This is a genomic window from Marinobacter sp. (assembly GCF_033722735.1).
Lineage (GTDB): Bacteria > Pseudomonadota > Gammaproteobacteria > Pseudomonadales > Oleiphilaceae > Marinobacter.
In genome coordinates this window covers 20,519-32,119 of record NZ_JAWVYN010000010.1, presented here as the reverse complement: position 1 = coordinate 32,119, position 11,601 = coordinate 20,519, and the positions used below count along the sequence as shown (strand labels likewise).

Genomic DNA, 11,601 nt, shown 5'->3' with positions numbered 1-11,601 from the left:
ATGGCTAAGACCGAGCGGGGCGCCGCCCTGATTATGACCCTGTTGATGTTGCTGGTGATGACGTTGCTGGCGATGAGCAGCATGGAACGGGTCACACTTCAGGAGAAGATGGTCAGTGCCCAGCGCCAGGGGGATCTGTCGCTGGAAATCGTGGAGGACGCCCTGCGGGAGGCGGAAGCCTACATCGAGGGCGGTACGGTGGTGTTGTCGGATTTCGACGCCGATGGCCCTTTGTACGAGGCCGGATCAGCGCCGGATATCCACGCCGACAGCGCCTGGACCGAGGACAACAGTTTTGCGGCCACCGCAACCCAGAGCGCCTGGACCGAAGAGCTGGGCGGCGGGGTCCCGGCTCCGCGCTATTTCATTGAACTGATTGGCGATACCGCCGGAGAGTCGGCAGTCACCGATGTTGTGGTCAGTGGCCGCCAGGACATGGCCCTGGGGGACTACCGTCCCCAGGGCTTCCGTATTGTGGCCCGGTCAACGGGCGTCAGTGGTACCTCGGAGCGCATCGTGGAGGTTTACTATGCCGCAGAGATTTAACGGGATGTCTGGCCGCATCCGGCAGTTCGGCCACCTGCTGTTCCCGCTTCTGCTGCTGTTGCCGCTCGGCGGCTATGCCCAGCCGGGGGAGTTGAGCCAGTCGCCACTGTTCCTGAACGATCCGGTGAAGCACAACCTGATGGTGGTGGGAGACGACTCCTGGCACATGGACCTGGAGCTGTTCCTGGCGGGCACTGACTATGGCCGGCTGGACAATGAGACCCTGACCACCTGGATGGGGGAACTGATCGATGGCACCGGTGTCCCCGTCCTTCAGAACATCGCCGACAGTCTGATCGGCGACGTTCAGTACGGATATCTGTTCGAAGTCGGGTTGGCGGGTGGAAATGGCGACGGGGTTCGCGATTACGATGGCCGCCGCCTGAACGAAACCTACCAGGTGGTGCCGCCGATCAAGGCCTTCGGCTTTATGCGGTCCCATGACTACAACTCCCAGTACTACGACCCCGCCAAGGACTATGCGCCCTGGGAGGGGCTCGATTACGCGGAGGCCGAACTCGGCAACCCGTTGTTGGACCCCAACTACGCCGTGACCTATGACGAAGCTGCACAGACCGCCGCGCAGTCGCTGACCGGGTCGCTCACCGAGGTCATTTTGGACACCTGGTGCGGTTTGTGGGACGTTGATTTCCTGGGCCTCTTGGGTGATCCGCCGGGATACTGCGCAGACTCCGATTACCCATTGTCCGAACTGCGAATCCTGCCGTTCGCTTTTTCCGGGGGGATCAGCACCGCACTGGAAAGCGCCACCACCGCGCTGGACAGTGTCGGGACCGTGCTGGACGAAGTCTCGGAGCTGGATAACAGCTTGACGGAGGTTACGTTTGACTCCTTGGGGTGCAGCTCAGACAGCTTGCTCGCCAATATGGGGGACTTCCTGGATGACGGCGTCCAGGACGTATTCTACCAATGCGTTGCCCACCGGGCGGCCACCTACTTTGTGCCGGTGGATGAGGGCGCGTACGACCTGTTTGATGCCAGCAACGACATCTCCTTGCTGGGCGGCAGCGGCGGCAATTGTGCCGAGCCGAATCCGGAACACTACCAGACCCTGGTGCAGCAGTGGTCGACGACAAACCTGCTGGACTTTCGTCACCCGGACGGATCGAAATTCGACGGCGCCCTGGCCCCAGACGGCCGCTGCCTTGAACGGGTGGAAGTGGAGCCTGACCGCACCACCTACCCCAGCGGCCGCAGCTTCGAGGAAGAGCTGCAGAACTTCTCCAACTGGTTCCAGTACCACCGTCGCCGCCATCAGTCCGTGCGGTACTCCATGGGGCAGGCGGCCCACAACCTGAACGGCATATACGCGGACTACGTCACGGTGAACGATGCCGCTTCGAATACGCTGCCCAACGACGGGGTGAGCGATGCGGTGATGAAGGACACCACGGACCGGACGGCCGCCGGCGAGTTCGATGTCCTGCTGGAGGAAATCTACCACGGTTACGACGACACCCCGGCCAGCAACGAATCCCCCATGCGCGCGGCACTGGCGGATATCGGTGACCAGTTGCAGCGTACCGACGACAACGCCCCCATCCAGTACGAGTGCCAGAAGAACTACGCGCTGTTGTACACCGACGGCTTTACCAGCGACCTGGATTACACCTGGACGGGCAGCTCGGACAATGCCGCCCCGGAACCGTTTGGGGATTCCTATTCCAGTACCCTGGCGGACGTTGCCTATGGCCTGCGCACCACCAACCTGCGTTCGGACCTGCCGGCAGGCCAGGTGAGCATTTCGACCGCCTGTAGCGATGACTCGGTGACCGGCATGGACCGTCTCAAACTGGGCTGCGATGACATCAATCCCCACCTCAACACCCTGGCCGTTCACTTGGGTGGCAGCGGCTCGGTGTTCGGGGAGTCGCACAGTTCGGTGGATGAGGCCTTCGACTCGCCGCCCACCTGGCCGGACGTCAATGACGAGACGGCCTCGACCACCCTCCAATACGATGACCTCTATCACGCCACGGTGGATGGGCTGGGGGAAATCTTCTCCAGCTATTTGCCGGAGACCATCTCCAGCTACATCAATGCCTCACTGCAGGATGCCAGCGTGCAGCAGGGATCCGCCGCGGCGGTGGCCTTCAACAGCGCCAGCGTGAGTGCCGATTCGCTGATGTTCAGCGCCTCGTTCAACGCCTCCAACTGGAGTGGCCGGCTCATCGCCCGGCGGCTGAATTCTTCCAATGGTCGCCTGGTGGCAGGGGACGACGGTTCCTTTCTGGAAGCCATCGACTGGGAGGCCGGTGAGGTGCTGACCGACGACATGACGGTTTCCGACCGCCACCTGGTCACCTGGAATGGCAGCACCGGTGTCGATTTCACCTGGGACAACCTGACCACCAGCCAGCAGAATGACCTGAAGGCCGGTGGCACCGAGGCCGAGGGGCAGGAACGGCTGGCCTACCACCAGGGCGTGCGGACCCTGGAGGGCAGCAAGTACCGCACCCGGGCCTCGTTGCTGGGGGATATCGTGTATTCCGCACCGGTGCTGGTGTCCCGGCCCCGCATGGGCTGGCCGGACGTGGATCCGTTTGGCGGCATTGGTGAGCGCTACTCCCACTTCCGTGCGGACAAGGTGGACCGCGCGCCTACTGTGTACGTGGGTGCCAACGACGGCATGCTGCACGCCTTCGACGCCACCCTGGAACCCAACACCGGCGGTCAGGAGCGTTTCGCCTACATTCCGGGGCTGGTGTTCGACGAAGCCACCAACGCCGGCCTCAGTTACCTGACGGAACCGGGCTACGAGCATCGCTATTATGTCGATCTGTCCCCGGCCGTGTCCGATGCCTACATTGATTCTGGAGATGGCGACGCCTGGCATACTGTATTGATCGGCGGCCTGCGGGCCGGTGGTAAGGGGCTGTTCGCCCTGGACATCACCACCCCGGAGGACCTCCAGGGCATCAGCGCCTCGGACATGGCGATGTGGGAGTTCACCGATGATCGCCTGGGTTACACCACCGAGCCGGTCAACATCGCCCTGGTGCCCTGGGGCAGCAACAACTACGAGTGGGTGGCCATTTTCGGTAACGGCTATAACGCCACCACCGAAACCACCGGCCTGTTCATGCTGAAGCTGGAAGGGGGACTGGACGGCAGCTGGACCGAGGGTACCGACTTCCAGTACATCGAGCTGGCCGGTAGCGGCAGCCATGGCCTGACCTCCGATCTACGGTTGGTGGACCTGGACCAGGACCGGGTGATCGACCGCATCTACGCCGGGGACCTGGATGGCAACCTCTGGGTGCTGAACACCAAGAATGACAACTGGCAAAGTGCCTACAAGAGCGGCAGCGATCCCGCGCCGCTGTTCACGGCGGCCAGTGGCCAGGCCATCACCGCGCCGCCGATGGTGGTGCGCAATACCTATGCCGAAGATGGTGCATCGCCCAACCTGCTGGTGCTGTTCGGTACCGGCCAGTACCTGACCACCGCCGACCTTGTGGATACCACCACCCAGTCGTTCTACGGCGTCTGGGACAACGGCAGCAAGGAGCTGAGCGTTGAAGACGACCTGCTGGAACGGGAGATCACCGAATCCAGCACCGAGTTCGGGCTGATTCGTAACCTGCCGAAGGACGAGCTGATCTGGGGCAGCGGTAACGGCGAACACATGGGCTGGTACATCGATTTCGACACCAAGGCCGGCGAGCGGGTGATCCAGACTCCCCAGGTGCGTAACCGGACCATTATCTTCAACACCACCATCCCGGCCGAGGACGACCCCTGCGGCTCCGCCGGCAGCAGTTTCCGCATGTTTGTGGATCTGGATGGCACCGATCCGGATCATGCGGTCTTCGACCTTAATGGTGACCGGGCGGTCAACAACGACGACACCATCATCGCCGGTTTCTACCACAGCCCCGGCATCCTGACCCTGTCGGCCTTCCTCGGTAACGTGATGTTCGACAACATGGCCGGGAATAATCCGGCGCTCGGCCAGGAGACCAACGAAAACGTGGTGGATTTCGGCGCCTCCAGCCTGCGGGGCCGAATCAGTTGGCGTGAACTGATCGAACGCTGAATTAACCAGAAAGACCTTATTGCGTTCGTCGTAAGCCATTGTTGTTGTTGAATAAAACGCGACAATAGCTAACGTTATCCCGTAAATTCTCCTTTGCAAGTCCCTGACGTGCCCATCGGCACTCAAATCACATGCAAAGGAGAAGTCGTATGTACTATCGGTTGCTGTCCGGTGCAGACCGGTTGCAGGAGTACCAACAGGCCTTTGAACAGGCGTCCGGCAATGCCGTGGCCATGGGCTATCTTGAAGAGGCGCGGGTGATCGGGTTGTTCCGGCGAGGGCGGATGATTGGCGGTTTTGTGCTGAAGAATGGCCCCAATCTGCGTTACGCCAACATGCTGCAACACCACAGCGACAAACTGCCGTTTGAACTGGACAAGGTGGTGGAGATCACCTGCTACTTCCTCACCGAGAAATCGCCGATGCTCAGTTCCGTGGCCGGTCTGATCATTGCCCTGGAATGCTGGCGCGGTGGCAGCGACTATGTCCTGGCCGGCACCCGCATCGAGAAGGTCTACCGCACCCACAGCCGGGTCATCCCCAACGTGTTCCATGAAGGATTGGTGGAGACACCGAAAGGCCCCCAGTACTGGTGGTTCTACTGGGCCGAGCGCCGTCGTCTGCCGGCCCTGGTGAGCCGCGAGATCCTCCACCGTTACCTGCCTCGCCGCAAGGTTGCTTTGCCGGTATCGGGCTAGAAACCGGCGGGAGGTCCGGGTGGCTTGCTCGGGCCTCCCGCCCGCCAGGCTCGCGCTTACCGGCTATACACCCTGCCATCCCGGATCACGTAAGCCAGCTCCGCAAGGGCGCCGATATCGGCGGTGGGGTCACCGTCCAGCAGCAACAGGTCGGCCTGGGCGCCGGCCTTGATGATGCCCAGCGATTGGTCCGGAGTAGCCAGTAGCTCGCCGGGAGCACTGGTGGCCATACGCAGCAGGTCGACAGGCTCGTAACCGTACGACTGCAAGAGGGTCAGTTCGCGGATCAGCGACGCACCGGGCGTCAGGCCTGGGATGCCGAAATCGGTGCCCGCCAGTTGTGGCACTCCCGCCCGGTACAGCGCCTTGAGGTTATACGCCTGGTTGGCGGCAAAGCCCGGAATCCTGGCCCGGTACTCTGGCGAGAAGGTCGTGGACTGGTAATCCGCCAGGGCGTCGTTCCAGTCCTCTTCGAAGGCCGCCACCATGGCGTCTGACGCCAGCTGTCGTTCCAGCGGAGTCAGCCCGGAGGTCTTGTTCAGACCCCGGACATACCATTCCCAGATCTGTCCGGTGGTCACCACCTTGGTACCGCTGCGTTTGAGCCGTTCCAGGTCGGACTCGCTGAATCGATCCACATAGGGGGTGTGCATCAGCACGTCGGCACCGGCTTCGGCGGCGATCACCGCTTCCTGCGTGGTGCCGACATGCACATACACCGGTTTGCCGGCGCTGTGGGCCAGGCTCACCACCTGGCGGATGTCGGCTTCGGTGAGCCGAGGGGAATCCCAGGGGATGGCCGCATCGAACACCAGCTTGATGTGATGGCTGTCCTCAGCCAGCAGGCCCTCGATAGCGGCCTGGTCAGCGTCGGCGGACCGAACCGGCATCACCTGTTCCGCAATCACCGAGTCTGTGAGCGGCCAGGGCACAAACTCCCGGAACATGGGCACCGGGTGACCGTCGGCGGCGGTGATCATTCGGCTGGCGGAGAAGATCCGGGGGGAAGGCCCCTGCTGACGGTCCAGGTTGGCCAGTGCATTGGGTGAGCCTTCCACGGTAGCGGTGACACCGCTGTAGAGGAACGCCTCGCGCTGGGCGGCCACGGAAAACAGGCTGACGCCCTCCATCGCCCAGGGTGGGCGGCCATCGGAGGAACCGTAGTGAACGTGGAAATCGATCAGGCCGGGCACCAGCACCCGGTTCTCTCCCGCCAGAATATCGCCTTCGAACGTCGATGGCGCGCCAGCGTTGGCGCCATGGATGGCCGTGATCCGGCCTTCGCGGATCTCCACCGCCTCGACCGGTTTCAACCCGCCGCTCGCGTCGTCAAAGACCCGAACCCGGGTAATCAGCAAGCGGTTGCTGGGTTGGCGGGCGGGATGCAGCAGGTTGGCGCTCTCATTGACCTTGGCCTGAATATGGAAGAAGCCGCCGGTTCCAGCCAGCAGGATCAACACTAACAGGAGAGCAAAGGCGAAAAGAATGCGTCTGGTCATGGTTTCCGGGTCCCTGGTTGATAAGGCCAACGGCGTTCGTTGGAGCGATGGCGTAATTCCTGAATCCTGGACGAATTCTAGCGGATTGGTGTGACATCGGATCGAGTGTCCGTCACAACCGGAGAGCTTTGGCCTGACGGGTAATCGAAATGTGAATATGCAACCAATTGCACAAAGCCCGTGTCGCTGATAACTTTATGCAACTGGTTGCATATTAATCGATACCCTGACCCAACAGTTCATTGAACGGAGTTGTCATGTCCCTGCCCGAGGTTTTGCGCGGACGGCTGTCATTGCCCGCAGTGTGTTCCCCCATGTTTATTCTGTCCACCCCGGATCTGGTCATTGCCCAGTGCAAGGCCGGTGTCGTGGGGTCGTTTCCGGCGCTGAACGCGCGCCCGGCCCATGTGCTTGACGAGTGGCTGGAGCGGATCACCCGCGAGCTGGCGGAGTACAACGCCGAGAACCCGGACCGTCCGGCGGCGCCCTTTGCCGTCAACCAGATCGTGCACAAGTCCAATGACCGCCTGGAGCATGACCTGGAACTGTGCGCGAAGTACGAGGTGCCGATCATCATCACCTCTCTGGGGGCGCGGGAAGACCTGAACCAGCGGGTCCACGACTATGGCGGGATCGTGCTCCACGACGTGATCAACAACCGGTTTGCCCGCAAGGCCATCGACAAGGGCGCCGATGGCCTGATCGCGGTGGCGGCCGGTGCCGGGGGCCATGCCGGTACCCAGTCACCGTTTGCCCTGGTGCAGGAAATCCGCGAATGGTTCGATGGTCCGTTGCTGCTCTCCGGCTCCATCGCCAACGGCAATGCCGTGCTGGCGGCCCAAGCCGCTGGGGCTGACCTGGCCTACATCGGCTCCGCCTTCATCGCCACGGAAGAGGCCAATGCGGTCGACGCCTACAAACAGATGGTGGTGGACAGTGGTGCCGAGGACATTGTGTACTCCAACCTGTTTACCGGCGTGCACGGCAACTACCTGCGCCAGAGCATCGTCAACAGCGGCCTGGATCCGGACGACCTGCCGGAATCCGATCCCTCCAGGATGAGTTTTGGCTCCGGTGGCAGCTCCAAGAGCAAGGCCTGGCGGGACATCTGGGGCGCCGGCCAAGGCATCGGCGCGGTCAAGCGGGTCGAGCGGGCGGCAGACCTGGTTAACCGGTTGCGCGCCGAGTACCGGGACGCCTGCGCCCGGTTGGGTCTGGCGGAATGGTCGCTCGATCGGCAGCCAGAGTCGGTAGACTAAAAGGTCCCCGCTGCTATGCCGCTACTCAGGCGCTGGTGGAGCCGTCCCCTGCGATGGTTTCCAGCAGCGTCAGTGTTTCCCCCGCCCAGGCCAGCCAGTTCTCTTCCTTCATGATCCCCATGCGCAGCACCCGGTGTTGCAGTTGCTGGGCGACGGTCAGATGTTCGCCGGCAAAGTCCCGCTGTTCGATCTGCCGATAGGTGGCCAGCCGTTCTTCGTGGTAGGCCCACAATCGCTGCATTTCCTGTCTGACCCCCAGCGGCCCCAGGATGGCTTCGGCCCTCAGTTTGACCAGCAACGCTGAGGTGCAGGGGCCCGAGCTTTCCGGTTCCGACACCCAGCGAACCAGCTCCTCCCGGCCTGCGGGCAAGACGTGGTAGGTCTTGCGTTGGCGTCCACCCGGCTCGCCGTCCTCCTCGGCTTCCAGCCAACCCGCGGCGGCCATGCGTTTGAGTTCCCGGTAGATTTGCTGGTGGCTGGCCTGCCAGAAATAGCCGATGGAACGGTTGAAACGATTGGCCAGTTGGTAGCCGGTGGAGGGCTTTTCGAGCAGGGAGGTGAGCAGGGCGTGTTGAATGGTCATGAGCGAATTCTATCGGGGCGGGGAGCACTGTCAATCAGTGCTCCGGCTGTCGTCGGCGGGAAGGGTCTCGGTGTCGCCGACCGCGGTCAGCGTATCCGGGGAACGGACCGGTGTGATCTCGATCGCGACCGGGAGATGGGGTGTGAACAGATGCTGGAACGGGTCGGTGTTGTGAAGATCCGGATCCAGCCACATGTCAAAGTCCTCCGGGGTCAGCATCAGCGGAAAGCTCTTGTCGTGGATGTGGTGGAATCGGGGGTGGGGAGGCAGGGTGATGATTGAGAATGAGGGCACCCGTTCGCCCTGGAAATCCCAGATCTCGTACAGTCCCGCAAACGCGATCGCACCGCGGGCGGCACGGATGTTATGGCACTGCTTGCTGCCCTTGGGGCCGGTCCATTCGTGAAAGCCGCTGGCCGGGACGATGGCCCGCTGCCTGGGGAAACGGCGTTTCCAAAGCGGGCTAGAGCCCAGCTTGCCGGCCCGGGCGTTGAAGGTGCTGTATTTGGGGGACGGCCGATAACCCTCGCCGTCGGGCTTGCGCTCGATCAGCAGCGACCAGACGGCGTCCTCCAGCACCCGGCCCTGGCCGGCATCGAAGACGATCTGTCCCCAGCCGCCGGGGGCGATATTGAGCCGGGTTTCCGGGTACAGCGGCAGCCCGAGGCTGTCCATCAGCCGCCGGATGTCCGGATCATCGATGACGTTGTAGCGTCCACACATAACCATTCCCACGCAGAATAACGATGTCTGCTTTTCCGTTTCCTCTTGCAGGTTAGCCCAGGATCGACAGAGGAGGCGGTTTGCAAACTACTTCGCATATGAATTATATTGGTTCGCACGTGAACTAAATGAGGGTGTCTCCCGGATGGATCGCCGACTGTTTTTCCTGCTCAACCAGGCCCAGCACCGGGTCTTCCGCTATGTGGACCGCCGGGCCGAAGACCATTTCGGCACGTCCGTGACCCGCCTGGGGGTATTGATGTACCTGGGCAAACATCCGGGGGCCCAGCAAAAGACGTTGTCCCAGGCCCTGGGGTTGAATAACCCGGCGGTGACCGGGCTGGTCAGCCGGATGGAGCTCAGTGGCCTGGTGCAGCGAGAGCCGTGTCCCGAGGATGGCCGGGTGACCCGCCTGCAACTCACGGAGGAGGGGCGGCAAAAGCTGGAGGAATTGCCGCCCTTCATTCACGAGCTGAACCAGAAAATGATGGATGGCTTCAGTGATGAGGAAATGGAGGTGGTATTCCGCTTCCTGAACGCCCTGCTCGAGCGCTTCTGAGGGGACAACCTTGAGCATTTCCAGGTGGATAGGCTGAGTGCCTTCAGGGGATGGCTTGAGCGATTTCAAGGAGAGAGCAATGACTTATTTGACCCAGGTGCTACCGACCGCCGGTGGCCACAAGATCACCGCCCGCCTCTACCTGCCCCAGGCCGAGAGCCAGGCAGTGGTCATCATCGCCAGTGCCACAGGTGTGGCACAGCGCCATTACGAGGATTTTGCCCGCTGGCTGAGCTGTCAGGGCTATACCGCGGTCACCTTCGACTACGACGGCATTGGCGAGTCCGTCGACCGCCACGTCAAACGCAGTCAGGCCACTATGCTGAGCTGGGCCAGGTACGACTGCCCCGCGGTGCTGGACTATGTGGCGCAGACTTTCCCGCAGCAGCGCCGCATATGGCTGGGCCACAGTGTGGGAGGCCATCTGTTGGGCATGATGGACAGCACCGACCGGATTGATCGGGCCATTACCGTGGCCGCCGGCAGCGGTTACTGGCTGCACAATTCCCCGCCCACCAAGCGGGTGGCCTGGCTGATCTGGTACCTGCTGGTTCCCACCGTGGTGCCGGTGGCGGGTTACTTTCCCGGTGACCGCCTGAACATCATGTGCGACCTGCCCAAGGGGGTGATGATGCAATGGCGGAAATGGTGCCTGCATCCCCGGTACGTGGTGGGGGTGGAAGGCGAGGCGCTCGCGCAGCGATTCGCCAGTGTCGACATCCCCATCACCGCCCTGCGGTTCAGCGACGACGAGATGATGTCCCGGCGCAGTATCGAGACGCTGCACGGTTTCTTCACCGGCGCACCCAAGAAGATGGTGACCATCGAGCCCGCCGATATCGGCCAGAAGCGAATTGGTCATATCGGCTGGCACAAGAACCGTTACCGGGCCCTGTGGGAACGTTACATTCTCGACGAGCTGGCGGCTTAGCCGGCCTCGGTGTCGACCTGAAAAATGCCAAAGGTGTTGCCTTCCGGATCGATGAAGTAACCCTGCCAGCAGACTCCGGGGACGGGAAACCTGGGCAGGGCGATCTGGCCCCCGGCCTGCTCGATGCGCCGTGCGGTGGTGTCGAAATCGGCCACCTGCAGGGAACAGACATAGCCGTTGGTCCCGCACTCCGGGGGCGGTGTGGCGGCGGGTCGTTGTAGCAGGCCACCCTGGATGCCCTCACTCCGGATTCGCCAGTAGTCTACCGGCAGGCCTTCCTGTCGCTGGAACTGCCATCCGAACACGGTCTCGTAGAATCGGATGGCCCGCTCGGGGTCGTCCGCCTGAATTTCGTAGTATGCGAGGGAGTTCATCCTTGAATTCCTTTGCTGTCTTGTGAGGTGTCACATGGCTGTAGGCCGACACACTGTTGGCGGAATCCAGAGCTTGCCGGCTGCTAAGGCTTCTGCCTGTCTATGTGCCCAAGATCCCGGTCGGGGGCCACTTCATCCCGCACCAGGCGTTTGAGTTCGGTGATCTCCGGGAAGCGCCTGGCCTCTTTACGGGACCAGATGACCCTGTCGTTGACACTCACTTCGAAGATGCCGCCGGTGCCCGGCCTCAGGGACAGCTCACCGATCTCGTCGACAAAGGTCGTCAACAGTTCCTGGGCCATCCAGGCGGCGCGCAACAGCCAGCCGCACTGGGTGCAATAGTGAATTCTGACGTGGTTGGTCATGGGG

The 11,601-nt window shown here is 62.3% G+C and carries 11 protein-coding genes; 6 read left to right on the top strand and 5 right to left on the bottom strand.

The window, feature by feature from the left end:
- The 3 genes from R3175_RS09230 (at position 1) to R3175_RS09220 (ending at position 5,304) form a co-directional block, all read left to right on the top strand.
- Entirely contained in the window at positions 1–546 is a 546-nt protein-coding gene (locus tag R3175_RS09230) for a pilus assembly protein (RefSeq protein ID WP_318943979.1), read from the top strand.
- Positions 530–4,606, top strand: coding sequence for a pilus assembly protein (locus R3175_RS09225; protein ID WP_318943978.1), 4,077 nt, complete (start codon positions 530–532; stop codon positions 4,604–4,606). Before R3175_RS09230 ends, R3175_RS09225 begins: the two co-directional genes overlap by 17 nt.
- Positions 4,607–4,755: 149 nt before the next feature.
- Positions 4,756–5,304 (top strand): hypothetical protein, encoded by a 549-nt coding sequence (locus tag R3175_RS09220; RefSeq protein WP_318943977.1) that lies wholly within the window; start codon positions 4,756–4,758, stop codon positions 5,302–5,304.
- A gap of 56 nt (positions 5,305–5,360) precedes the next feature.
- On the opposite strand, the gene R3175_RS09215 is transcribed toward R3175_RS09220, so the two are convergent.
- Positions 5,361–6,803: an amidohydrolase family protein gene (locus R3175_RS09215; RefSeq protein WP_318943976.1), complete on the bottom strand. Its 1,443-nt coding sequence runs from the start codon at positions 6,801–6,803 to the stop codon at positions 5,361–5,363.
- A gap of 257 nt (positions 6,804–7,060) precedes the next feature.
- Between R3175_RS09215 and R3175_RS09210 the strand changes: the two genes are divergently transcribed.
- Positions 7,061–8,062 carry a nitronate monooxygenase family protein gene (locus tag R3175_RS09210; RefSeq protein ID WP_318943975.1) on the top strand — a complete coding sequence of 334 codons (1,002 nt, stop codon included), beginning with the start codon at positions 7,061–7,063 and terminating at the stop codon, positions 8,060–8,062.
- Between the two features lie 25 nt (positions 8,063–8,087).
- On the opposite strand, the gene R3175_RS09205 is transcribed toward R3175_RS09210, so the two are convergent.
- Complete coding sequence (locus R3175_RS09205; protein ID WP_318943974.1) at positions 8,088–8,645, bottom strand: PadR family transcriptional regulator; 558 nt, start codon at positions 8,643–8,645, stop codon at positions 8,088–8,090.
- A 30-nt stretch (positions 8,646–8,675) separates the two neighbouring features.
- Positions 8,676–9,368 carry an SOS response-associated peptidase gene (locus R3175_RS09200; protein ID WP_318943973.1) on the bottom strand — a complete coding sequence of 231 codons (693 nt, stop codon included), beginning with the start codon at positions 9,366–9,368 and terminating at the stop codon, positions 8,676–8,678.
- A gap of 145 nt (positions 9,369–9,513) precedes the next feature.
- Between R3175_RS09200 and R3175_RS09195 the strand changes: the two genes are divergently transcribed.
- Positions 9,514–9,927 carry a MarR family transcriptional regulator gene (locus R3175_RS09195; protein ID WP_318943972.1) on the top strand — a complete coding sequence of 138 codons (414 nt, stop codon included), beginning with the start codon at positions 9,514–9,516 and terminating at the stop codon, positions 9,925–9,927.
- 79 nt (positions 9,928–10,006) lie between these two features.
- Entirely contained in the window at positions 10,007–10,858 is an 852-nt protein-coding gene (locus R3175_RS09190) for a serine aminopeptidase domain-containing protein (RefSeq protein ID WP_318943971.1), read from the top strand.
- Here R3175_RS09190 and R3175_RS09185 read toward each other — a convergent pair.
- A complete protein-coding gene (locus R3175_RS09185; RefSeq protein ID WP_318943970.1) occupies positions 10,855–11,232 on the bottom strand; it encodes a VOC family protein in 378 nt (125 codons plus the stop codon). The two genes, R3175_RS09190 and R3175_RS09185, sit on opposite strands and share 4 nt — an antisense overlap.
- Positions 11,233–11,315: 83 nt before the next feature.
- On the bottom strand, positions 11,316–11,597 hold the full coding sequence (locus R3175_RS09180; RefSeq protein WP_318943969.1) for a SelT/SelW/SelH family protein: 282 nt from the start codon (positions 11,595–11,597) through the stop codon (positions 11,316–11,318).
- Between the last annotated feature and the right edge of the window lie 4 nt (positions 11,598–11,601).

Bases quoted from the DNA above. Each gene is read 5' to 3' on its own strand.
- R3175_RS09230 (WP_318943979.1), top strand. From the start codon at position 1: ATGGCTAAGACCGAGCGGGGCGCCGCCCTGATTATGACCCTGTTGATG.
- R3175_RS09225 (WP_318943978.1), top strand. From the start codon at position 530: ATGCCGCAGAGATTTAACGGGATGTCTGGCCGCATCCGGCAGTTCGGC.
- R3175_RS09220 (WP_318943977.1), top strand. From the start codon at position 4,756: ATGTACTATCGGTTGCTGTCCGGTGCAGACCGGTTGCAGGAGTACCAA.
- R3175_RS09215 (WP_318943976.1), bottom strand. From the start codon at position 6,803: ATGACCAGACGCATTCTTTTCGCCTTTGCTCTCCTGTTAGTGTTGATC.
- R3175_RS09210 (WP_318943975.1), top strand. From the start codon at position 7,061: ATGTCCCTGCCCGAGGTTTTGCGCGGACGGCTGTCATTGCCCGCAGTG.
- R3175_RS09205 (WP_318943974.1), bottom strand. From the start codon at position 8,645: ATGACCATTCAACACGCCCTGCTCACCTCCCTGCTCGAAAAGCCCTCC.
- R3175_RS09200 (WP_318943973.1), bottom strand. From the start codon at position 9,368: ATGTGTGGACGCTACAACGTCATCGATGATCCGGACATCCGGCGGCTG.
- R3175_RS09195 (WP_318943972.1), top strand. From the start codon at position 9,514: ATGGATCGCCGACTGTTTTTCCTGCTCAACCAGGCCCAGCACCGGGTC.
- R3175_RS09190 (WP_318943971.1), top strand. From the start codon at position 10,007: ATGACTTATTTGACCCAGGTGCTACCGACCGCCGGTGGCCACAAGATC.
- R3175_RS09185 (WP_318943970.1), bottom strand. From the start codon at position 11,232: ATGAACTCCCTCGCATACTACGAAATTCAGGCGGACGACCCCGAGCGG.
- R3175_RS09180 (WP_318943969.1), bottom strand. From the start codon at position 11,597: ATGACCAACCACGTCAGAATTCACTATTGCACCCAGTGCGGCTGGCTG.